General features: G+C 65.7%; 21 protein-coding genes. 9 read left to right on the top strand and 12 right to left on the bottom strand.

Going from position 1 to position 21,241, the window contains the following annotated elements:
• Positions 1-27 precede the first annotated feature (27 nt).
• From CLU95_RS29980 to CLU95_RS30985, 4 genes are all read right to left on the bottom strand, one after another.
• Positions 28-1,500 (bottom strand): phage integrase family protein, encoded by a 1,473-nt coding sequence (locus CLU95_RS29980; protein ID WP_180288705.1) that lies wholly within the window; start codon positions 1,498-1,500, stop codon positions 28-30.
• A gap of 397 nt (positions 1,501-1,897) precedes the next feature.
• Positions 1,898-3,187 (bottom strand): hypothetical protein, encoded by a 1,290-nt coding sequence (locus tag CLU95_RS30780; protein ID WP_143606070.1) that lies wholly within the window; start codon positions 3,185-3,187, stop codon positions 1,898-1,900.
• A gap of 539 nt (positions 3,188-3,726) precedes the next feature.
• Positions 3,727-4,749 (bottom strand): ATP-binding protein, encoded by a 1,023-nt coding sequence (locus CLU95_RS29970; protein ID WP_180288704.1) that lies wholly within the window; start codon positions 4,747-4,749, stop codon positions 3,727-3,729.
• Positions 4,750-4,753: 4 nt separating this feature from the next.
• Positions 4,754-6,235, bottom strand: coding sequence for a hypothetical protein (locus tag CLU95_RS30985; protein WP_180288703.1), 1,482 nt, complete (start codon positions 6,233-6,235; stop codon positions 4,754-4,756).
• 41 nt (positions 6,236-6,276) lie between these two features.
• On the opposite strand from CLU95_RS30985, the gene CLU95_RS29965 reads away from it, so the two are divergent.
• A complete protein-coding gene (locus tag CLU95_RS29965; RefSeq protein WP_180288702.1) occupies positions 6,277-6,801 on the top strand; it encodes a zinc-binding dehydrogenase in 525 nt (174 codons plus the stop codon).
• Between the two features lie 140 nt (positions 6,802-6,941).
• On the opposite strand, the gene CLU95_RS31240 is transcribed toward CLU95_RS29965, so the two are convergent.
• The 3 genes from CLU95_RS31240 to CLU95_RS29955 all read right to left on the bottom strand — a co-directional run bounded on the left by CLU95_RS31240 (position 6,942) and on the right by CLU95_RS29955 (position 8,642).
• On the bottom strand, positions 6,942-7,070 hold the full coding sequence (locus CLU95_RS31240) for a hypothetical protein (protein WP_257214771.1): 129 nt from the start codon (positions 7,068-7,070) through the stop codon (positions 6,942-6,944).
• Between the two features lie 212 nt (positions 7,071-7,282).
• Positions 7,283-7,717 (bottom strand): DoxX family protein, encoded by a 435-nt coding sequence (locus CLU95_RS29960; protein ID WP_099796950.1) that lies wholly within the window; start codon positions 7,715-7,717, stop codon positions 7,283-7,285.
• Positions 7,718-7,784: 67 nt separating this feature from the next.
• Complete coding sequence (locus CLU95_RS29955; protein WP_099796949.1) at positions 7,785-8,642, bottom strand: pirin family protein; 858 nt, start codon at positions 8,640-8,642, stop codon at positions 7,785-7,787.
• A gap of 100 nt (positions 8,643-8,742) precedes the next feature.
• On the opposite strand from CLU95_RS29955, the gene CLU95_RS29950 reads away from it, so the two are divergent.
• Positions 8,743-9,651, top strand: coding sequence for a LysR family transcriptional regulator (locus tag CLU95_RS29950; protein ID WP_099796948.1), 909 nt, complete (start codon positions 8,743-8,745; stop codon positions 9,649-9,651).
• 16 nt (positions 9,652-9,667) lie between these two features.
• On the opposite strand, the gene CLU95_RS29945 is transcribed toward CLU95_RS29950, so the two are convergent.
• From CLU95_RS29945 to wrbA, 4 genes are read right to left on the bottom strand one after another with little or no spacing between them, the layout of a single operon-like run.
• Positions 9,668-10,327, bottom strand: coding sequence for a hypothetical protein (locus CLU95_RS29945; RefSeq protein ID WP_099796947.1), 660 nt, complete (start codon positions 10,325-10,327; stop codon positions 9,668-9,670).
• Positions 10,328-10,353: 26 nt separating this feature from the next.
• Positions 10,354-11,124: an SDR family NAD(P)-dependent oxidoreductase gene (locus CLU95_RS29940; protein WP_257214770.1), complete on the bottom strand. Its 771-nt coding sequence runs from the start codon at positions 11,122-11,124 to the stop codon at positions 10,354-10,356.
• Position 11,125: 1 nt separating this feature from the next.
• Positions 11,126-11,578: an ester cyclase gene (locus CLU95_RS29935; RefSeq protein WP_099796945.1), complete on the bottom strand. Its 453-nt coding sequence runs from the start codon at positions 11,576-11,578 to the stop codon at positions 11,126-11,128.
• 26 nt (positions 11,579-11,604) lie between these two features.
• Positions 11,605-12,204, bottom strand: coding sequence for an NAD(P)H:quinone oxidoreductase (wrbA, locus tag CLU95_RS29930; RefSeq protein WP_099796944.1), 600 nt, complete (start codon positions 12,202-12,204; stop codon positions 11,605-11,607).
• Positions 12,205-12,401: 197 nt separating this feature from the next.
• Here wrbA and CLU95_RS29925 point away from each other — a divergent pair, with 197 nt between their 5' ends.
• The 7 genes from CLU95_RS29925 (at position 12,402) to CLU95_RS29895 (ending at position 19,613) form a co-directional block, all read left to right on the top strand.
• On the top strand, positions 12,402-13,319 hold the full coding sequence (locus CLU95_RS29925; protein ID WP_099796943.1) for a LysR family transcriptional regulator: 918 nt from the start codon (positions 12,402-12,404) through the stop codon (positions 13,317-13,319).
• 101 nt (positions 13,320-13,420) lie between these two features.
• The gene (gene cnbZ, locus CLU95_RS29920) at positions 13,421-14,176 is read left to right on the top strand and encodes a 2-amino-5-chloromuconate deaminase CnbZ (protein WP_099796942.1); all 756 of its coding nucleotides are present in this window, start codon (positions 13,421-13,423) and stop codon (positions 14,174-14,176) included.
• Between the two features lie 16 nt (positions 14,177-14,192).
• The gene (locus tag CLU95_RS29915; RefSeq protein ID WP_099796941.1) at positions 14,193-15,551 is read left to right on the top strand and encodes an amidase; all 1,359 of its coding nucleotides are present in this window, start codon (positions 14,193-14,195) and stop codon (positions 15,549-15,551) included.
• Between the two features lie 31 nt (positions 15,552-15,582).
• A complete protein-coding gene (locus tag CLU95_RS29910; RefSeq protein ID WP_099796940.1) occupies positions 15,583-16,608 on the top strand; it encodes a TRAP transporter substrate-binding protein in 1,026 nt (341 codons plus the stop codon).
• 34 nt (positions 16,609-16,642) lie between these two features.
• Positions 16,643-17,227, top strand: coding sequence for a TRAP transporter small permease (locus tag CLU95_RS29905; RefSeq protein ID WP_099796939.1), 585 nt, complete (start codon positions 16,643-16,645; stop codon positions 17,225-17,227).
• A complete protein-coding gene (locus CLU95_RS29900; RefSeq protein WP_099796938.1) occupies positions 17,224-18,504 on the top strand; it encodes a TRAP transporter large permease subunit in 1,281 nt (426 codons plus the stop codon). Before CLU95_RS29905 ends, CLU95_RS29900 begins: the two co-directional genes overlap by 4 nt.
• 50 nt (positions 18,505-18,554) lie before the next feature.
• Positions 18,555-19,613: an asparaginase gene (locus CLU95_RS29895; RefSeq protein ID WP_099796937.1), complete on the top strand. Its 1,059-nt coding sequence runs from the start codon at positions 18,555-18,557 to the stop codon at positions 19,611-19,613.
• A gap of 10 nt (positions 19,614-19,623) precedes the next feature.
• Here the strand turns inward: CLU95_RS29895 and CLU95_RS29890 are convergent, their stop codons facing one another.
• Positions 19,624-21,231 (bottom strand): phospholipase D family protein, encoded by a 1,608-nt coding sequence (locus CLU95_RS29890; protein WP_099796936.1) that lies wholly within the window; start codon positions 21,229-21,231, stop codon positions 19,624-19,626.
• Positions 21,232-21,241 lie beyond the last annotated feature (10 nt).

Genomic DNA, 21,241 nt, shown 5'->3' with positions numbered 1-21,241 from the left:
CAGAGGGCGTGTCCATCGTCGCCGCGTTCATAGTGTGCCGTCTGGCGGCCAGAAATCCTTCATCGCTTTCTGACGTTGCGCTTCGGTCAGGGGCTGGTGCGTCGCAACCAACCACGGCGAGTGGCTGCCCACGTTCATCGCAACGTATTGGGGAGGAACAGGCTTGCGCTCACCATCGCTTCGCCCAAGCACTGCGTGCAGGCTGTGCGTGTTGCGCAACCAACTGGCGGACGCTTGCCGAACCTGCATTGCGTCCCGGCTGTTCATGTGGGAGGCACAAGCCTCCATGAAAATTTTTATTGACTTGTACAGTGCCCCTGCGGTCCACGGCGGAGGAACGCCCCCGTCAGCGGCGGAAAATCTTCCGACCACCGGCACTCGTGCATTCACACGTGCGGTCGGCGCACGCGGCCGGCCCGCAGCGGCGAGTTCGTCGCCTAGTTCGACAATCAACTGCCGCGGCAGCGGCACGTCACGAGTGCGCTGGTATTTGTCAACGACCCGGACCATCCAGGCACTTTCAGGCTCCCCATCATCTCGAGCGAAGCGTATCAGTCGCAACGCGCCACATTGCACGGAGACCAATTCCGACAGCGACAGACCGGTAGCGTAGAGCCATCGGATGGCACGCGCACGACGCCGGGTCGGCTCATGTGCGGCCTTGGCTTCGAGTTCTGCAATGAGATCGCGGCTGATCCATTCCCATTGCTCGAACGTCAGCGTCCGCTGCAGCCGCGCATCGGGGCGTATGGCGACAAGGACGCGAGGGGCCATCAACGGATGGTGGTAGACATACTGGTGTGTGACCAGGTACTTGAACAGCGCTCCGATGATGGTTAGCGCTTGACCCAAAGTGGGAGCGCTCAAGCCCTTTTCCATCGGCCGCCACTGGACCGAGTCACGACGGCTTCCGCGGTACCCGCACCAATGAGCCGGCGGGTCCATCAGAAAGTCTCTGAAGGCCCTCACATCTGCGCGAGTCAAGGACGAGACGGGCTTGTGTCTAACAAGGACGCACCACAGAAGCAACCGTTCGGCCTCTCTGCGGTACGAGCGAAAGGTCCCGGTTGAGCCCGAGGCGTTCTGCGTATTGTCGAGCCATGCTTGGATCGCCTGGAGGTCGTTGTCCGCCTCCAGCGTGCATTCACTCGAAGGCAGGCGAAATGCACCGTCGTGGCCGTCAAGCTTCCAGGGTACGAGAAGCCGCTCGAGAGGCACCAAGGCAGTAGATGGCTGCTCAATGATTCGACAGTCGGACAGACCGGCAGCCAGGCCATGTGTCGGCACGATACGGATGCCAATGTCCGTCGCGTGCATGTATGCCCAGTCGGCAATCCTGGTTGCTTTCACGTGGGCTACAGAGCGTACCCCGCGCCACCATCGGACGTCACCGCAATTAATGCGAGCGGCCAACAGCGACAAAGTGCCCACGCCAGCTTCTTCTAGCAGCTTGGCCGTTTTTGCGGGAAGCCACTTCCGTACGGAGTCCTTGGTCGACATGATTGCAAGCATCTTCGCTTCGAAATCTCGAAGTGCTTCCAACTGACGATGAAGAAGACGCGCCCGCTTGTGCGCTCTGCTCCTAGGGTTCGTCGGGAGATGATGAGTTAGCTCCTCGGGCGAGGCTGTCGCAGCCTCTCGGTCGGCGCCGAAAGCACTGTCTTCGCCATCCGGCCCCAACAGATTGAGTCGCAGTAGACGTGACACGTGATATTTCCCGTCGCGACGCGCCGCTGCGGCGCACTCGCAGCAAATCCGAGACATGAGCTCATGGATCATTTGATCGTTGACTCTTATTCCTTCCAGCTGCAGGTGGATGTTCCAGCTCGTTGCGGGTTCAACGCCCTGTAGCACTGAGCGCATGAAAGCGAAATGCCCACGATGCAGCGGCCTGACTTCAAGGAATCGGGATGTTCTCATCTGGTGCCTCACACTTCTGCGGCTGGGTCAACACCGATGCGGCCCCGTCTTCAGACCAACGAGCCAGCGCCATGCGTAGGCCGTTGATCGCGCCCTTCGCAGACTTCGCACTGGCAGCGACGGGATGAGTCAGGCTCTGCGCCGCGAATCGCGCGCCATCCAGGCCCTTCAGCTCGAAGATCACGAAGAAGCACTTCGTCTTGCCGAGCAGCCGCAGCTTGCGTGCGTCGTCAGCAATACCCAGCTGAAGCCCAGGACCCATCGTCCATGCTGGCGAGTCTGCGTCATACCAGGCGCAAACCGTCGCACACTGCGATGCGATCCGCTCACTCCGCAGCAGCCGATGTTCATTCACGCGTTGAACTCTTGTCACCTTGTCTTGCCGTCTGCGCGGGGACCAGCAGGCTTCGTGCGGTGCATCCATGCACAGCACAAAATTCCCATTGCTGTCTCTTGCCACGCTCCAGGCCGGAAACACCCGTTCGCCGATCGCGCACCGCCCCCACACCGGCTCACCATTGGCCATCGCGCGTGCCACGGCCCTTCGCGCCGCTACCCAAAGCATCAGCAAACTTCCGGCAGTCGTCCAGTTGAGGATCCAACGCCGGAACCTCCCTTGAAATCTCATGTCCAGCGGATGCATGGATGCCTCTGACGGAAGCAGGTTGACGGCCTTGACTTCCCATTGCGGTGGCATCTGGTACGCCTGGCGACGGAACCAATCGCGCAGTCCGATGCTCCATACGCAGGATTGCCACCACAGCAACAGGCACCACGCGTCCTGTGCATGCGCGTTTGCGTTCGAGGTCAGTTGGCGCCGAATAAAAGTCTCGTCCGAGGATCGGGCGAATGCCTCGATCCATCGACGTACTTGACCATCGAGCACGTGGCGCAGCAAGTGGCGTTTGATCGACTTGAACACCGCGCTGGCGGCTTCGAACTCCAATGTCGGCGCAATATCGTCATTCCCTACGTTCTCCCTTTGCCCGCCGAATTCGTGTGCCGAGCATGCCCAACGCTCGCAGCGCAGTTCGGGCAACTCCGTGATCGCCCAGCATGTGGGCGGGTGGGGTGTGCGCATGGCTTGCGCCCAGTGCTGGGCATGCACGAGATACCGCTCGATACTCGGGTAGTGTGACCACTGATCTCGCAGGTCGAACCAGAACCGGCTTGCCGCAGTTTCAAGCCAGCAAGAGAGATCGCCCAGCACAACATCGCGCGCCGGGTTGGGCTTCGGGTCTCTGGCTGCTCCTAGCTCGAGGAACACGAATCCGCAGCGACAGCGCCCCGGGGAGCGAAAAGGGCTCCCGAGCTTCCCATGAGGAATTGTCAGTCCGCAGCGGCACCGATACTCGAGCGGTAGTGCGTGCACAGGGCAAATTCGGAGGCCGCACAGCGAGTACAGAACGCTGTGGAAGCCCTCCCCCAAACATGCACGGCACCAGACCACGAATCGACCGAAGAGAGGCTGTAGGCTGCCAGGGTACCGCCCTACCTGTGACCACCTCAAGGCCTGTACAGAGTCACCGGTTACCCGGCAGAATCGCGACAACCGCAGTGAGCGACCCGGCGAAATTGCGCAATCCAGGGACATGGTCTTGCCGCTTCCGTCGTTCAGTATGAAATCGGCTTCGAACGATTGCTGGCTCGGCCTGTTCAAGAGAATGAACCGTTGGACGGTGATCCAGGCTGAGGCATACGGCTGGATGCTCCCTGGTGTCCAAGTGACGCGGCGATATCGTCGATCACGACTGAGTGAGGCCATGTTCGTGGCCCCGCTTTCTATGCCTGTGTGTGACACCATATTCAGGCCATCTTGCGTCGCCGCCGCGGCAGTTCTGCGGAAATCAGGCGCATGTGGTCGGTGAACTGCGTTTCGGCAAATGCCTCCAGCCAGGCTTCCTCGCCCGTTGCGTCATCCCAATCTTCCCCGTGAGCCAGATTCATCAAGACTTTCTCCACCGAGAGCGCAAGATGTTGCATGGGAAAGTTGGCCTCTCCACCGTAGTCCTCCGGGAGTAGCGCGTTCATCACTTGCCACACGGTCGAGGCACAACTTGCCAGGCGCTTCCCGCGCGCATGTGCGTCGGGCGCGAAGTGCGCTAAATAGGACGCGCGCGAGTGTTTGGGCCATTCACTCGCGAAGTCGTACCCCTCCAACACGAACTTGATCTCGACTTCCGAGGTCAGCCCCGAGAAGGGGGCATGTGCAACCATGAACCGGGCGGCCACATGTGGATGGTCGGAGTGAGCCATCAGCTCGTACTGGTAGCCCATCTGGTGCGACGAAACTGTGTAGACGCTAAACCGATAGTTTTCACGGTCCAGTGTGTTCTGTAGCCCCAAAAGCCAATTCCACTCCCTGAGGGTCAACGCCTGTGATTCGTCGATGAGCAGTGCCACGAAGTTTCCCTCGCAGCGTTTGGCTAGGGAAATTAGATGCTCTACGAGCATGTCTCGACGCTCACCCCAAGACCTCTTGTCTTTCGCATACCGGTGACCGGTCGCCTTCAACAGAGATTTCCAGAATTCGGCCTGACTGCTTTGAATATCTGGTGTCCGCGTCCACATGTGCAGTGGAATATCCTTGCCGAAGCGCTGCTTCAAGAGGTCACGCAAGAACCACTGCATTGCTTTGGACTTACCAAAGCGAGACGGACCAAAAATGACTCCCCCCGTCTTTTTCTGGGCGATCCAATCGCCTATTACCTTGGCCATACCCTCGATCGCTGGTGTGTGGATGGCATACCTTTGCGATAGAACGGGATGGTTGCGGTCGACATGCGGGGGCAGCCGACTGTTGTTTTTTTTGCGAGGTAGTCGAGCCATGGCGCTACTCACTGGCGGCCATTCGGTGCATCGGGAGGCTCTTCCGGGAAGAGACTGCTGGCTCTGGCGCGGGGATGGGGCTGCCTTGCGCTTGTACCGAGAGAGGTTCCGCGACGTGGCCAGCATTGCCTCCTGTAAGTGGTGCCCGAAACTCTCGGCCTTCGGCGAGGCGACCTCGGGCCATCTCGACTTGGTCATCACGGCCGATTTCCTGCCTGCGCTGTGCAACCTCCTCCATGATTCTGCGCATGTCTAGATAGGCGGGATGGGGCGGCAGCTTCTTGCCTGGCAACAACTCAACGTACTCAAGGAACGCCGCAACGGCGTCACCGCCGGACGCAAGCCGGAACTTGCGCTGATTCAACAACGTCCGGATCGCACTGCGTATAGCCAGAGAATGCGGAAAGCCATGCCATGGTGGCGCGGCACGAAGAATGCCCAGTGAATGACCGCTGGCCGTGGAGGCTCGCGCGACACGCGCGTCATTTTCCAAATGGCTGGTCACACAGATCTTCGTGCCCACCAGGTCATGGCGATCGATCAGAAATTCGCCGCTGTAGCTGGCGCCGTAGAAGTTGACGTAGGGTCGGCGTCCCGTTCGATATCCCCCCTTCACTGTGCACATCTTTCGCACACTCAGCAGACCGCTCACCAGCGATGCGTCTGCGCGGCGTATGGCGGGAGCCTCCTCGCGGGTTGTCGCGAAATCCAGGGTCTGTAGTGGTGATCTGTAGGCCAGCCCGGCGTGTTCCGTTGCGTTGTAGTTCGCGATCAGTACATCCAGGAGATCCTCAAGGTACTCCAATTGGAACTGACTGTTGAGCGCGACCTGCTCGGGATTGCGCCCGCGCTTGTCGGAAGGTTTGCTCCCAGTCGAGTTCGACATCCGATTCAGGCCCTGCTCTCCTAGCGTCCGGAAGAAGGTCTCGATGTAGGGCCGATCGTCTTTCAGCCGCCGCGCTGCATAGCCTTGCGTTGGGTCCACCATCACAGAGCCAACGACATTGCGTAGCACGTCCTTGACGGTCTTGCAGGTTTCCGCCAGCGAGCCATCTACGCTCGTCTCGTCCCAGCAGAGGCCGACGTAGCGCTCGCTGTGCCTCGACGGCAACGCGGCTTCGTCTTCATACTTGCCCCTGCCCATCGACAGTGCCCTGCGCTGCCAGCGTGTCAGGGCGGATCTGATCGCCTTGAGCACGTCCTCCTTGTTGACCTCTGGGTGTAGGCTCAAGTAATACCCGAGCACTGCCCGGCTGTAGACCTCCACAATGACGATTACCCAGAGTCGGCGAACGATCTTTGGAACGTGCCCCCCATGCGGGTGCGGGATCAGAATACAGAAGAGCCCATTTAGCACGTGAGCGTCCATCTCAACCCGCTGGTAGGGCCGATGAACCGGGCGGTCCACACCATCACCGGCCTTCAGTTTGTCTGCCAGGGACTTGCCCCCGATCAGGTAGGCGGCCTCGCGAGGGTTCGCCGCCATGACTTGCTTTCCATCGCCTGCAGGCCGGCGAGACGATCCTGGTGCAGGGCGCATCCAGCAGCGTCGGCCTGCTGCTCGCGCGATGGGCCAAGGCCCGGGGCGCCACGGTCATCGGCACCGCCGGTGCGGGCAAGCGCGACGCCCTGCGCGCCGACGTGCACCACCCCCTGGTCTCCAGCGACGCGGACCTCGCAGCGCAGATCCGCCAGATCGCGCCGCAAGGCGTCGATGTCGTCTACGAGTTCGTCGGCAAGGCCACGTTCGCGGCCTCGCAAGCGAGCGTTCGCGACGGCGGGACGATCGTCAACATCGGTGCGGCCTCCGGTGCACCCGAGATCGATGCGCCCTCGCTCACGGCGCGCGGCGTGAAGGTGCTCGGCGGCCCGATGGCGCAGCATCTGCAAGGCGATGGGCGCGAACAAGCGACGCGCGCAGTGTTCGATGCGCTGCGCTCCGGTGTGTTCGGTCAGATCGATGTCACGCGCTATCCGCTGTCGGCCGCGGCCACCGCGCATGCGGACATCGCAGCCCGCAGCCGCTCGGGGTCGGCCATTCTGGTGCCGTAACCCGACGCGCCTGCGGCGCTTCCACACGAAAAGCCCGCCAGGAACACTGGCGGGCTTTTTTGCATTCAGGCATCTTCATCGCATCACCCCTCTCTCCTCGACGCGCACACCCGAAGCAACAACCCAGGCGCTGCGAGGCCCTAGCGGAACAGCAGGCCGATGCCGAAGACGATCCCGGCCGTCGCGAACGCCGTCAGCAGGCTAGGAAGAATGAAGAGCGCAATGCCGAGGTCTTCGTGGTGCTTGTCGATGAGATTCCAGAGCTTCATTTCGATCTCCTGAGTAGGTGGGTGAAGTTGCAGGTTAGGGAGATTTCGTCTCGCGCAGAAGCCTGAATTTTTCGATCCGATCCATCTGAATTAACGATGGATAGCAGCTTTCTTCGAACGCAATCTGCGGGGTCGCATGGGAACGAACCAGTTCAATACCCACGAAAAAAAGCCCGCCCCATCACTGGGGCGGGCCTTGTGTTCGCGTCGGCTCAGCGGGTGGCCAGCGACTGACGCGGCAGGTGCTTGCGGTTATCGATGCTGAAGGCACCAGCGCCGAAGGCCACGACCTGGATCAGACCACCGGCCATCGCGAGGTTCTTCAGGAAGTGGAACAGCTGGTTCTGGTCGCCCAGCGCGTGGTGAAAGATGAGCGCGGAGGCGATCGAGAAGACGGCCAGTCCGAGCGCGACGGCCCGGGTGCGGTAGCCCGCCAGCAGCAGCAGGCCGCCGCCCAGTTCGATGGCAATGGCCGCCAGGTAGCCCAGCAGCGGCGCGGGCAGGCCCACCGAGGCGATGTAGCCCTGGGTCGCCTCGGGCGCTGCGATCTTGCCAAGGCTGCTGACGATGAAGATCGCCGCCAGGAGGATGCGTCCGACGAAAGGCAGGACGGTGGTTTGGGTGTTGGAAGTGGTGGTCGTGGTCATGATGAATTTCCTGGGTAAGTTGATTGGAAGCACAGGGGTTGAAGAAACTGAAAGTCGAACGGGGGAGTCAACGGATGCGCCCGTCCGCGCGAAGCTGCCGCCCGATTCGGGCGATTTCCGCCTCTCCTCGTTGCAGCGCATCGGGCGAGGTGTGAACGGAGTAGTAGCCCAGCACGAGGTCGTGTGGGTGCTTCACGGCCGACCCGACGATGAAGTCGGTGTCGCCTTCGGCAGTGAAATCGATGGCGCTGCCCGATTCGTCGAACACCGCGAGCTCGCCTTGCAGCCGTTCGCCGGCCACGCGCAGCTCGCCGCGGTGAACGTGGGTCCAGGCCACGTCGTGCCCCGCGGGCGGCTGGTAGCGCCAGCGCTCGCCCGCGGCCAGCCGAACGTGCAACAGGTTCATGCCTTCCGGCGCAGCCACGCGGCTGTGTGCGCCTTCGTGGCGACCCAGGACGATGCGGGCGGGGCCTGCCTGCGGCACGGCCTCGGCGGGCAGGTACTGGCTTTGCGCCATGCGGTTCTCCAGGCTGCGCGGCAACGCGACCCACACCTGGTAGCCCTGGAAGCGCTCGAGCCCGCTCGGGCTCGCGTCGTGCCACACGCCGTTGCCGGCCCGCATCCATTCGACGCTGCCCGCGGACAGGGTGCCCGACGCACCGGTCGTGTCCTCGTAGCGCAGGTCGCCCGAGAGCAACACGGTGATCGTCGCAATGCCCGAATGCGGATGCATCGGGAACAGCGCGTTGCCGGTCGGCTTGAAATCGAAGTAGTCGAGAAAGACGAACGGCTTGATCAGCTCGCCGATGTCCGAGGGACTGACGACGCGCGTGACCGGTCCGTGCGCACGGCCCCGGGTGCGGGCCACGATGCGGCGTGTCTGGACGGACAGGGCCGACAGGGATTCGCTGACTGAGTGCTCCATGAAATTTCCTTCAGGTGATGACATGACCTGAAGGTTAGGAGTTGGACATCCCCCTGAGAAGCCTATATCTTTCGATGCAACCCATCCAAAGGAACGATAGATGCTCGACGGCCTGTCCATGGACCAACTGCGCACCTTCATCGCGGCAGCAGACGAAGGCAGTTTCTCGGCGGCGGGCCGCAAGCTGCGGCGGGCGCAGTCGGTCGTCAGCCAGACGCTGGCCAATCTCGAGGCGCAGATCGACGTGCAGCTGTTCGACCGCTCGGCGCGCTACCCGCAGCTCACCGAGCAAGGCACCGCCCTCCTCGCGGAAGCCCGCGTGGTCGTCAACAGCATGAACGGCTTCAAGGCCAAGGCGCGCACCATGGCCGAAGGGCTGGAGCCCGAGCTGTCGGTGGCGGTAGATGTGATGTACCCGATGGAGTCGCTGACGGTGGCCGTGGGCCTGTTCCGCGCGGCGTTTCCCCATACGCCGCTTCGCCTCTATGTCGAGGCGCTGGGCGCAGTCATCCAGCCCGTGCTGCAGGGCACGTGCCGGCTGGGCATCATCGGGTCGATGCCCGTCGTGCCCGATGCCGTGGAGGCCGAGAAGCTGCTCGACGTGCCCATGGTCACGGTGACCGGCAACGCCCATCCGCTGGCGCGCCGCAAAGGCCTGATCCGGATGCGCGAGCTGGAAGACCACGTGCAGCTGGTCCTCACGGACCGCACGAGCCTGTCGGACGGCAAGACCTACGGCGTCTTCTCGCCTTCGACGTGGCGCCTGGCCGACCTGGGCGCCAAGCACGCCTTCCTGCGCGCGGGGTTCGGCTGGGGACACATGCCGCAGGCCATGGTGCGGCACGACCTGGACACCGGTGCGCTGGTGCAGATCCAGATCGAGAACTTCCAGCCGCGCACACCGCCCATCGCGATGTTCGCGGCCTACCGAAAAGATTCGCCGCCGGGGCCGGCCGGCCGCTGGTTCCTCGACCAGCTCAAGCAGACCGATTCGCCTGGCCGCGCTTGATCGAGGCGGGAGCGCCCTACGCCAGGGTCGCCCGCGCGAGGAACGGCGCAAGCTGCGCGCGGGCCATCTCCGGCGTCACCACATCCGCGGGTGCGAGCTTCTCGTAGCTGTAGCTCTGCGGATCGTCGTAGATGCGCTCCGAGATCAGCTTCGGCTGCGCGTCGCGGGTGTACGTGAAGATCTGGAACAGGTGGTGGTTCATGAGGTACCAGGCCTCGGGGTCGGCATCGACGGGATGGCCCTTCAGGCAGACGCCCGGCACCACGTGCGTCCAGACGGCCTCCGTGGTCACGCCGTAGTCTTCCACCCCCATGTTCATGGTCCGGGCGCCCATCACGTTCTGCCGGGTCTCGAAGGTCTGCCGGTAGAAGCCTTCCACCGCCGCCTTGCCCGACAGGACGTGCACCTCCCGCCGGTCACCCACGCGGTACATGGGCTCGTCGACCGTGAGTTCCGGCACGATGATCCGGTCCCAGTAGCCGGCCACCTCCAGCAGCAAATGCCGCAGGTAGTTCTTCAGGATGGCCCGGTGCAGCGGCTTCTCGGTCGCATGCAGAAAAGCCTCGACCTGGCGCGGCCACTCGGTGACGTCGAACTTGGGCGGCACGCGCATCAGCGTCAGTGCATCCGCGGTGTTCAGGCGTTGGTTCCCTGGGTTCACGGCCTCGAAGTGCATGGTGTCTCTCCTGTCTCGGCGCAGGCTCAGATCACCGACAGCAAACCGCCGTCGACGAGCAGCGCGATACCACTGACATAGCTGGACATGTCCGAGCCGAGCCACGCGACCGAATCCGCAATCTCGGACGGCTTGCCGAGCCGGCGCAGCGGCGTGCGCTGCCTGAAGCCTTCGGACGCGGCGGCAATGCCCGGGTGGGTGCGCACCAGGTGGGTGTCGATCACGCCCGGCGCGACCGCATTGACGCGGATCCCGTCGGGCCCGAGCGCATCGGCCAGGGCCTTGGCCATGAGCACCACGCCGCCCTTGCTCGTGGAATAGGCCACGGTCATGCCCGCGCCCGCGATCCCGCCCATGCTGGCCATCAGCACGATGCTGCCGGCCTTGCCATTCGCTTTCATCTGACGCGCCGCCGCCTGGGCACTGAACAGCACGCCGTCGAGGTTGACGGTCATCAGACGCCGGTAGTCGTCTTCGGCCACGTCGGGGCCGTCCGCACGCAACGTGATGCCGGCGTTGGCGACCATCACATCGACGCCGCCGAACTCCGCCGCCGCCTCGACCAACGCATCGACCTGCGGGCGCTGGCTCACGTCCGTGCGATGAAAGCGAACGGCCACGCCCAGCGACTCGATCTCCGAGGTCGTGGTGCTGCCGCCTTCGTTGGAGGTTTCGGTGATGTCCGAGACGATCATCGCCCTGGCGCCGTGCTGCGCGGCGCCGATGGCGATCGCGCGTCCGATGCCGCTGGCGGCCCCCGTGACGACGACGACCTTGTCTTGGAGGATGTCGCTCACGTCAGTGCGCCTTCTCGGCGGACGCCGGCGGCCAGGCACCCAGCTGCTGCAGCAGGGAGAACAGGTTCGCCACGCCCCAGTGCTCCGTGATCTTGCCGTCCTGCACGCGCATCGCATCGACGGTCTCGAAGTGGATCTTGCGGCCCGTGGGCGCGATGCCGAACACGTCGCCCTGGTGCGTGCCGTGGTAGGTCTTGAAGGTCGTCACGACGTCGCCGTCCACGCGCTGCCAATGGATGTCGGCATGGAAGTCGGGGAACGCCGCGCGCAGCGTCTTGTACAAGCCCAGGGCGCCCGCCTTGTCCGGCGTGCAGCTGGGCTGCGGCGTGTGGTCGAGAAAGCTGTCGGCAAAGAGCTCGTCGAAGAGCGCGTAGTTGCCGCCGCCCTGGACCTCTTCGGTGTTGCGGCGCACGACGGCCTTGGCCGCTTCGCCTGCGGTGTTGTGGGTGCTCATGGTTGTTCTCCTTGGGAACCGGGTGCTCAGCCGAAAAGCTTGGCCGCGGTCCTGGCGACCAGCTCGCCCTGGTGGCGTGCACCGGCAAGATCAATCTCGGTCGGCTGGCGCGATCCGTCGCCGCCGGCCACGGTCGTGGCGCCGTAGGGCGCACCACCGACGATCTCGTCCACGCTCATCTGGCCCTGGTGGCTGTATGGCAGGCCCACGACGGTCATGCCGAAGTGCAGCAGGTTGGTGATGATCGAGAACAGCGTGGTTTCCTGCCCGCCGTGCTGCGTGGCGGACGAGCTGAACGCTGCCCCCACCTTGCCATTGAGCGCGCCGCGCGCCCACAGGCCACCGGCCTGGTCGAGAAACGCCGCCATCTGCGACGACATGCGGCCGAAGCGCGTGCCGGTGCCGACGATGATGGCGTCGTAGTGTTCAAGCTCGGCCACCGCGGCGACGGGCGCCGATTGGTCGAGCTTGAAGTGCGCGCTCTTCGCGACTTCCAGCGGCACGGTCTCGGGCACACGCTTGATGTCGACCTCGGCACCGGCACTGCGGGCGCCTTCGGCGATGGCCTGGGCCATCGTTTCGATGTGGCCGTAGGACGAGTAGTACAGGACAAGAACTTTGCTCATGGGTATCTCCTGGAAAGGAATCGCCGAACGCCGGCGGGCGAAGAAAGAAGACTGAACTTCGATGACATGGCGCTAGCGTAGGAGCCAGGCATCTCTCGCGGAAGCCTGTTTGTTTCGATGGAATCCATCGAGAAACTGGATGGACCCTCTCTCGTTCCAAGCCATGCAGACCCGGTGGCGTAGCATCGGCGCGCACCATGCTTCCCCTCGCCCTGACCTACTTCCGTGAAGTCGCTCTCAGCGGCTCGATCCGCCGTGCGGCCGAACACCTGTCGATTGCGCCGAGCGCCATCAGTCGCCAGATCGGCCAGCTCGAAGCGGAGCTGCAGGTCGCCCTGTTCGACCGCCGCGCGCGGCGCCTCACGCTCACGGCCGCCGGCGAACTGGTGCGCGACTACGCTGCGCGCGCCAGCACCGACGCCGACGCCCTGCGCGCCTCGCTGCAGCAGATCACCGGATTGCAGGCGGGACAGGTGCGCATCGGCAGCGTCGAGGGCATGGTCTACTTTCTTTCGCGCTACCTGGCGGGTTTCGACGAGCGCTTTCCGGGTATCCGCGTGAGCGTCTCGATCGTCGGTTCGCGCGCGGTGCTGGAGTTGCTGCGCGACGGCGAGATCGACCTCGCCCTGGCCTTCGGCCTGCCGGCGCGCAACCCCTTCCATGTGCATGCGCGGCTGGAGCAGCCGCTGTGCGCCATCGTCGCCGCCGGTCATCCGCTGGCGGCGCGGCGCAGCATCTCGTTCAAGACGCTGGCGGACCAGCGCGTGGTGCTGCCCGACACCACCTTCCAGATCCGCTCGCTGATCGATGCCATCGCGCTGAAGACCAAGACCTCGCTCACGCACGTGATCGAAGCGAACACGCTGGACATGGCCAAGGGCATCGTGCGTCATTCCGAGCTGATGACCTTCCTGCCGCGCTACGCGGCCTTGCGCGAGATCGCCAGCGGCGAGCTGTGCGCGGTGCCGCTGCAGGAGCGCGACCTGGCCCAGACCCACATCAGCCTCATCACCATGCCCTCCTACCAGCCGTCGCCGGCCGCGCGCAAGCTGCTGCAGACCTTCAAGGCCGGCATGGGCCGCTACGGCACCACCACCGCCGCCGAGCGCAGCTAGCGCCCTGGGTGTTCTCATATCGGCAACACATGGGTGCCGAAGTTCGGCTTCTTTGCAACCCGCAAGCTGCATAGAGTCGAAACCCACGGAGACATTCACCCATGACCCACGTTGTCGATTTCCAGCCCGGTGGCTACCGCTACATCCAGGCCGTTTTTCAGTATTCAGCCGGCGTTGCCGCGCTGCCGGGCTTTGCCATCGAGCGCGTGGTGTTCCAGCGCCCGCCCGCCCTGCTCGCGGGCTTCGAGGCCATTGCCGCGCACCTGGCGCAGCGCGGCCGGCCGCTGTCGGCGCTGTGCGGTTGCGAGCTGCGCTCGCCCGCGCCGCTGTCCGACGGCGGCTTCGTCGAGTTCAACCGCCTCTATGTGCGCACGCTGCAGGACTGGGGCCTGGTGCGCGGCGACATCAACCCCGTGGCCCGCACCAATGTCTGCCCGGTGTACGAGCCGCCCGCGTCGCCAGCCTTTCATGCTTTTTCCTACACCGTGCCGGACGACGGCACCGCGCTGCCCGGCTTCGTGGTGGCCGGCGGCGGCGAAGCGCCCGAGGGCCACGGCAACTACCACGACGTCATGGTGCGCCTGGGCGACACCAGCCTCGACGGCCTGCGCGAGAAGGTGCGCTACGTCGTGGCGGAGATGACGCGGCGCGTCACGGCATTGGGCTTCACCTGGCAGGACGCGGTCGCCACGCAGGCCTACACGGTGCACGACATCGGCCCGCTGGTGCACGACGAACTCGTCCAGCGCGGCGTGGCCCGCATGGGCCTCACCTGGCAGTACACCCGCCCGCCCATCGCCGACATGGAATATGAGATGGACCTGCGCCGCGTGGCGCGCGAGCTGGTGCACGCCTAGGCGGCGCACGGAACCCATGCGCAACGCCATGGCCACGGCCGCACAACTCGGCGCCGACCTCGCGGCCGGCCGAACCACCTCGCGCGCGCTGGTCGAGGCGGCGCTCGCACGCATCGCCGACCCTGCGGGTGAAGGTGCACGCGCCTTCACCCACGTCGATGCGGAAGGCGCACGCCGGGCAGCCGACGCCTCCGATGCGATGCGCCGCAACGGCGCGGTGCGCTCACCCGTCGAAGGCCTGCCGGTGTCGGTGAAGGACCTGTTCGACGTGGCCGGCCAGGTCACGCGTGCGGGCTCGGTGGTGCGCGCCGATGCCGCGCCGGCCACGCACGACGCCATCGCCGTCGAGCGGCTGCGCGCTGCCGGCGCGGTGCTGCTGGGCCGCACGAACATGGTCGAGTTCGCCTTCGGCGGCGTCGGCCTCAACCCGCACACCGGCACGCCGCGCAACCCCTGGGACCGCGCCACCGGCCGCGTGCCGGGCGGATCGTCCTGCGGCGCCGGCGTGGCGCAGGCGGACGGCATGGGCGTGATGGCGCTGGGCACCGACACGCGCGGCTCGGTGCGCATCCCGGCGGCGCTGTGCGGCGTGGTGGGCTTCAAGCCGACCGCACGGCGGGTGCCGACCGACGGCGCGTTCCCGCTGTCTTGGACGCTCGACTCCGTCGGCCCGCTGGCCAACTCTGTCGACTGCTGCGCGCTGTTCGACGCGATCCTTGCCGGCACGGCGCCCGCGCCGCTCGCACCGCTGGACGCACGCGGCCTGCGCTTTCTCGTGCCCGAGGGCAGCCTGATGGATGATCTCGACCCCGAAGTGGCGCACGCCTTCTCAGCCGCGCTGGCGACGCTGTCGCTTGCCGGGGCACACATCGCCACCGCCCCGGTGCCGTCGCTGGACGCACACCCGCGCTACTTCGAAGGCGGCGGCATCGCGGGGGCCGAAGCCTACGTGGTGCACCGCGAGAGCCTGGATCGGCTCCCGCTCTACGATCCGCGCGTGGGCCAGCGCCTGGCGCTGGGTGCCGGCATCAGCGCCGCCGACCACATCGCACTGCTGCGCCTGCGCGCCTCGGCCATCGCAGCCTTCGCGCAAACGCTGGCCCCGTTCGACGCGCTGCTGCTGCCCACCGTGGCCTGCATCGCACCGACCCTTGCCGAGGCCGACCGCAGCGATGACGACTACGTGCGCTGGAACCTGCGCTTCCTGCGCAACGCCGGGGTCATCAATTTCCTCGACGGCTGCGCCCTCACCCTGCCCTGCCATGCACCGGGCACGGCGCCGGTCGGGCTGATGGCCTGCGGCGCGGCGGGCACCGACCAGCAGTTGCTGGCGGTTGGCGCGGCCATCGAGCGTGCGCTCGGGCCGCGTGCGTGAGAAGCATCGAATTTCAAGAAGGAGATACACCATGAAGACCCCCTCGCAACGCGTCCTCCGTGCCCTGTGCGGCCTCGCAGCCGCCTTCGCCCTCATGGGCCCCGGCCACGCGCAGGACATCAAGGAGCGCAACTTCAAGCTCGCGTTCGTCAACCAGAAGGAGCACCCGCAGGGCATGGGCGCGCAGCGCTTCGCTGACCTGGTGGACAAGAAGAGCGGCGGCAAGATGAAGGTGAAGCTCTTTCCTGCCGGCGTGCTCGGCGGCGATGCGGCCGTCATCTCGTCGCTGCAGGGCGGCACGGTGGACCTGACGATGGTGGTGCCCGGATCGATCTCGGTGGCCATCAAGGAGTTCTCGCTGTTCGACCTGCCCTTCCTCTTCAACAACGAGAAGGAGGCCGACTTCGTGCTCGACGGCCCGGTCGGGCGCAAGCTGCTGGACAAGCTGCCCGAGAAGGGCCTCGTCGGCCTGACCTACTTCGAGCACGGCTTTCGCAACGTGACCAACAGCCGCCGCCCGGTGACGAAGATGGAAGACCTGCAGGGCCTGAAGCTGCGCGTGATGCAGATCCCCGTGATGATCGACATGTTCAGCGCCTTGGGTGCCAACCCCTCGCCGCTGCCCTTGCCCGAGGTCTACACCGCACTGGAGCAGAAGGCCGTGGACGGCCAGGAGAACCCGTACTCGCTGGTCGAGGCCTCGAAGTACTACGAGATCCAGAAGTACGCCTCCGACACGCGCCACACCTTCAACCCGATCGTGCTGCTGTTCAGCAAGAAGACCTGGGACAAGCTCTCGGCGGACGAACGCAAGGTCCTGGCCGACGCCGCCAAGGAGGCCCAGCCCTACCAGCGCAACGCCAACCGCGAGGTGAACGCGAAGTCGGCCGAGTTCCTCAAGAGCAAGGGCATGACGCTGACGGCGTTCCCGGCGCAGGAACGCGAGCGCCTGCGCGAGAAGCTCAAGCCGGTGACCGAAAAGTACGTCAAGCAGATCGACCCGGTGCTGGCGCAAGAGCTGTTCTCCGAGCTCGACAAGGCACGGGCCGCCAAGTAGCCCCCGCCCGACAACCGCACAAGGAAAGAAGATCATGGCTCGCCTGATCGATGGCTACTGCCGCCTGCTGGAGGGCCTGATCGCGCTGTTCCTGGCGATCATGGTGGTGCTGGTGTTCGGCAACGTGGTGCTGCGCTATGGCTTCAACTCCGGCATCACCGTGTCGGAAGAAGTCTCGCGCTGGCTGTTCGTGTGGGTCACCTTCCTGGGCGCAATCGTCGCGCTCAAGGAGCACGCCCACCTCGGCACCGACATGCTGGTGTCGCGGCTGCCGCTGTTCGGCAAGAAGGCCTGCCTCGTGGCCGGCCAGCTACTGATGCTGTTCATCGCCTGGCTGCTGCTCGACGGCAGCCTCGACCAGGCGCGAATCAACTGGGACGTGGCCGCGCCGGTCACGGGCATGTCCAGCGCCGCCCTTTACGGCTCGGGCGTGGTGTTCGCCGCGTCGGCGGGGCTGCTGATCCTGCGCGAGCTGTGGCGCGCGCTCACGGGCCAGCTCAGCGAGGCCGAGATGGTGATGGTCAAGGAATCGGAGGAACAGGGCGAGCTCGAGGCGCTGCAGGCCGAGCTCGCGCGCCAGGAAGCCGCACAGCCCAGGTCGCCAGGAGAACGGCCATGACAGTCGCCATCTTCATCGGCGCCTTGCTGGGCGCCATGGCGCTCGGCATCCCGATCGCCTTCGCGCTGCTGGCCACCGGCGTGGCCCTGATGTGGCACCTGGACCTGTTCGACGCGCAGATCCTGGCGCAGAACGTGGTCAACGGGGCCGACAGCTTTCCGTTGCTGGCGGTGCCCTTCTTCATGCTGGCCGGCGAGATCATGAACGTCGGCGGGCTGTCGCGCCGCATCATCGACCTGGCGCTGGCGCTGGTCGGCCACATCCGCGGCGGCCTGGGCTACGTCACGATCATGGCGGCGGTGCTGCTGTCAGCGCTGTCGGGCTCCGCGGTGGCCGATGCCGCCGCGCTCACCGCGCTGCTGCTGCCGATGATGGTCTCGGCCGGGCACGACAAGGCGCGCTCGGGCGGGCTGATCGCGGCCTCCGGGATCATCGGCCCGGTCATTCCGCCGAGCATCGGCTTCGTGATCTTCGGCGTGGCGGCCAACGTGTCGATCACCAAGCTGTTCCTGGCCGGCATCTTCCCGGGCCTGCTGATCGGTGCCGCGCTGTGGTTCACCTGGTGGTGGCTGGGCCGGCGCGAGCAGATCGTGCCGCCGCCGCGCCGCTCGCGTGCCGAGGTGCTGAAGGCGCTGCGCGCCTCGGGCTGGGCGCTGATGCTGCCGGTGATCATCCTGGTCGGCCTGCGCGCGGGCGTGTTCACGCCCACCGAGGCCGCCGTGGTCGCGGCGGTCTATGCGCTGTTCGTCTCCACCGTCGTGTACCGAGAGCTGAAGCTGCGCCAGCTGTACGAGATCTTCGTCTCGGCCGCCAAGACCACCTCGGTGATCATGCTGCTGATTGCCGCCGCGATGGTGTCGGCCTGGCTCATCACGGTGGCCGACCTGCCCAGCAAGGTGATCGCGCTGCTCGAGCCCTTCATGGCCAGCCCGACGCTGCTGTTGGTCGCGATCATGGTGCTGGTGATGATCGTCGGCACCGCGATGGACATGACGCCGACGATCCTGATCCTCACGCCGGTGCTGATGCCCGTGGTCAAGGCGGCGGGCATCGACCCGGTCTACTTCGGCGTGCTGTTCATCATCAACAACTCGATCGGGCTCATCACGCCGCCGGTGGGCACGGTGCTCAACGTGGTGGCCGGCGTGGGCCGCATGAAGATCGATGAGGTCACCAAGGGCGTGTGGCCTTTCATGCTGGCCGAGCTGGCGGTGATGTTCCTGCTGGTAGTGTTTCCCTCGCTCGTTACCGTGCCCGCCAAATGGTTCGGCGGCTGACGCGCCAACGACTCGCTCACCTCCACCCCCACACTTCGACAAGGACACCCATGAAGACACTAAAGAGGACACTGGCACTCGCGACGATTGGCCTGGCGGCCGTGGCCACATCGGCCCAGGCGCAGACGCGGCCCGTCGTGCAGTTCATCGCCACGGGCGGGACCATCGCGATGAAGATCGACCCCGTCACCAAGGGCGTGGTGCCGGCGATCTCGGGCGACGACCTCATGCAGACGGTGCCCGATGCCGGCAAGTACGCGACCATCGAGGTCAACAACTTCTCGGCCATGTCGTCCAACTACATCGAGGCGAAGTGGTGGACGCGCCTGACCAAGGCCGTCGACGACGCGCTCGCGCGCCCCGAGGTGGCCGGCGTCGTCATTGCGCACGGCACCGACACCATGGAAGAAACAGCCTACTGGCTGGACCTGACCGTGAAGTCCGACAAGCCCGTGATCCTCATCGGCGCGCAGCGCAATGCCTCGTCCTCCGACTTCGACGGCCCGCGCAACCTGCTCAACGCCATCCGCATCGCCACCGCGCCCGACGCGCGCGGCAAGGGCGTGATGCTGGCGATGAACAACCAGATCAACGCGGCGCGCAACGTCACCAAGACGCACACCGCCAACGTCGAGACCTTCAACTCGGGCGACTTCGGTTTCCTGGGCGAGGTGTGGGACGACAAGGTCGTCTTCACCCGCGCGCCGCTGCGCCGCCAGCACATCGACATCGGCACCGCAGAAATGCCGCGCGTCGAGATCGTCGCCATGTTCGGCGGCGCCGACGGCTCGCTGATGCGCTACGCCGTCGACCAGGGCGCCAGGGGCATCGTGGTGCAGGCGGTGGGCATGGGCAACATGAACGTCTCGATGTTCGAGGCGCTCAAGTACGCGCTGTCGAAGGGCGTGCCGGTGGTCGTCTCCACGCGCGTGCACAACGGCCGCACGCGGCCCGTCTACGGCTTCGTGGGCGGCGGCAAGACCAGCGACGAAGCAGGCGCCGTGATGGCCGGCGACCTGAGCCCGCAGAAGGCGCGTCTGCTGTTGATGCTGCAGCTGCAACGCGGCGTCACGAGCAAGGCCGAGCTGCAGGCCGCTTTCGACCGCTGAGCCGAGCCCGCTACAGCATCGACTCGGGGATCACCAGCGACTGCAGGTAGAGCCTGACGCGGGTCGCCAGGTCCGCGCCGGGCTCGTCGTCCGTCACCAGGACGGGCGGGTCGCTGTCGATGCGCCACCATGCCAGCGCAGTGTCGCTGCCCGGCTTCAGGCGCACCTGGTACGCCGCGTGCAGCATCAGCTCGCCGAAGAAGGCGCTCGCCTCCTCGGCCAGCGCGGGGCAGTCGATGCGCAGGCCGAACTCGGTGTTCAGCGCATCGGAGCGCGGGTCCATGTTGACCGAGCCCAGGAAGAGCGTCTTGCGGTCGATCACCAGCGCCTTGGTGTGCAGCCGCACCTGCGCACCGGCGCCAATGCTGCCGACGAACAGCGCCCGGCCCGCGTTCGGGTGGATCTCGTGGATGCGCATGCCGCCCTGCAGCAGTTGCGCGCGGTAGCGACGGTAGCCGGTGTGGACCACGGGCTCGTCCGTGGCGGCCAGTGAGTTGGTGATGAGCGTCTGGCGGATGCCCCGCGCCGCGTTGCGGCGCATGCCCTCGAGCGCCGCCGGGCCCGGCACGAAGTACGGCGACGACGTGAGGATTTCAGACTGCGCCCGCTGCGCCGCCTCGCCCAGCAAGCGGCGGCTGGTGTCGATGAGCGCGCCGCTGGGCAGGCGTCGCGTCTCCATCCGGCCCCAGGCCTTGGCCGGTGAATCGGCAAAGGCCTGCGCCGTGCCGAAGGCCAGCTTCACGCGGCCGGCTGCCAGCTCCTCACCCAGGGTGACGCGGCCCGTGGGATCGACGGTGCGAAACGGCACCGGCTCGGGCGTGTCGGCGCCGTCCACGCGCGCATCGAAGGCACGGCGCAAGGCTTCGGCATCGGCCGAGGGGTGCAGCACCGACGTCGCTGTGCGCACCTGCGGCGCATTCCAGTATTCGTCGAGGAGGCTTGCCATCTGCGGCAGCACCGCGCCCGCCACCAGCACGTCGTAGTCGAAGAAGTTGGCGTCGGCATCGCGCATGAAGTAGATGTCGCCCAGATTGCGCCCTCCAGCGACGGCCAGCACGCCGTCGGCCACGAACAGCTTGTTGTGCATGCGACGGTTCAGGCGCGCGAAGTCGAACAACGCCAGGCCGAAGCGGGTGGCCGTGCTGCCGCGTGTGGGAAAGGGGTTGAAGATGCGCACCTCCACGTTCGGGTAGGCGCCCAGCCCTTCGAGCAGCGGCCCGATGTCTTCCGTGTAGAGGTCGTCGACCAGCAGCCGCACGCGCACGCCACGCGTTGCCGCGTTGCGCAGCTCGCGCAGCACCAGCCGGCCGGTTGCGTCGTCGTGCAGGTGGTAGTACTGCAGGTCGAGCGAACGCTGCGCGCCACGCAGCAGCGCCAGGCGCGTGTCCATGCTGGCCAGGCCCAACATCAGGCGAAAGCCGCTGGCGCCAGCGTCCACGCCCTCCATCGATGCGGTGGCGATGCGATCGAGCGGCGTGGCCGGGTCCTGCACGGGCAGTGAGGTGCTGGCGGTGCGTGGCCCTTCGTCGGACAGCGTCGCGCAGCCGGTGATCAGGAGCGCCGCGGCGGCCGCGAAGAGCACGCGGGTCCAGGTGGCGAAAGAGGCAATGGCGGGCATGGCGAGGACA

Source organism: Variovorax sp. 54 (genome assembly GCF_002754375.1).
Classification (GTDB): domain Bacteria; phylum Pseudomonadota; class Gammaproteobacteria; order Burkholderiales; family Burkholderiaceae_C; genus Variovorax.
This window is presented reverse-complemented; position numbering and strand designations above follow the sequence as displayed.

What these genes read in the sequence shown, in the direction of transcription:
- CLU95_RS29980 (WP_180288705.1), bottom strand. Translation starts at nt 1,500, where the DNA reads ATGTCGACCAAGGACTCCGTACGGAAGTGGCTTCCCGCAAAAACGGCC.
- CLU95_RS29970 (WP_180288704.1), bottom strand. Translation starts at nt 4,749, where the DNA reads ATGGCTCGACTACCTCGCAAAAAAAACAACAGTCGGCTGCCCCCGCAT.
- CLU95_RS30985 (WP_180288703.1), bottom strand. Translation starts at nt 6,235, where the DNA reads ATGGCGGCGAACCCTCGCGAGGCCGCCTACCTGATCGGGGGCAAGTCC.
- CLU95_RS31240 (WP_257214771.1), bottom strand. Translation starts at nt 7,070, where the DNA reads ATGAAGCTCTGGAATCTCATCGACAAGCACCACGAAGACCTCGGCATT.
- CLU95_RS29960 (WP_099796950.1), bottom strand. Translation starts at nt 7,717, where the DNA reads ATGACCACGACCACCACTTCCAACACCCAAACCACCGTCCTGCCTTTC.
- CLU95_RS29955 (WP_099796949.1), bottom strand. Translation starts at nt 8,642, where the DNA reads ATGGAGCACTCAGTCAGCGAATCCCTGTCGGCCCTGTCCGTCCAGACA.
- CLU95_RS29950 (WP_099796948.1), top strand. Translation starts at nt 8,743, where the DNA reads ATGCTCGACGGCCTGTCCATGGACCAACTGCGCACCTTCATCGCGGCA.
- CLU95_RS29945 (WP_099796947.1), bottom strand. Translation starts at nt 10,327, where the DNA reads ATGCACTTCGAGGCCGTGAACCCAGGGAACCAACGCCTGAACACCGCG.
- CLU95_RS29935 (WP_099796945.1), bottom strand. Translation starts at nt 11,578, where the DNA reads ATGAGCACCCACAACACCGCAGGCGAAGCGGCCAAGGCCGTCGTGCGC.
- wrbA (WP_099796944.1), bottom strand. Translation starts at nt 12,204, where the DNA reads ATGAGCAAAGTTCTTGTCCTGTACTACTCGTCCTACGGCCACATCGAA.
- CLU95_RS29925 (WP_099796943.1), top strand. Translation starts at nt 12,402, where the DNA reads ATGCTTCCCCTCGCCCTGACCTACTTCCGTGAAGTCGCTCTCAGCGGC.
- cnbZ (WP_099796942.1), top strand. Translation starts at nt 13,421, where the DNA reads ATGACCCACGTTGTCGATTTCCAGCCCGGTGGCTACCGCTACATCCAG.
- CLU95_RS29915 (WP_099796941.1), top strand. Translation starts at nt 14,193, where the DNA reads ATGCGCAACGCCATGGCCACGGCCGCACAACTCGGCGCCGACCTCGCG.
- CLU95_RS29910 (WP_099796940.1), top strand. Translation starts at nt 15,583, where the DNA reads ATGAAGACCCCCTCGCAACGCGTCCTCCGTGCCCTGTGCGGCCTCGCA.
- CLU95_RS29905 (WP_099796939.1), top strand. Translation starts at nt 16,643, where the DNA reads ATGGCTCGCCTGATCGATGGCTACTGCCGCCTGCTGGAGGGCCTGATC.
- CLU95_RS29900 (WP_099796938.1), top strand. Translation starts at nt 17,224, where the DNA reads ATGACAGTCGCCATCTTCATCGGCGCCTTGCTGGGCGCCATGGCGCTC.
- CLU95_RS29895 (WP_099796937.1), top strand. Translation starts at nt 18,555, where the DNA reads ATGAAGACACTAAAGAGGACACTGGCACTCGCGACGATTGGCCTGGCG.
- CLU95_RS29890 (WP_099796936.1), bottom strand. Translation starts at nt 21,231, where the DNA reads ATGCCCGCCATTGCCTCTTTCGCCACCTGGACCCGCGTGCTCTTCGCG.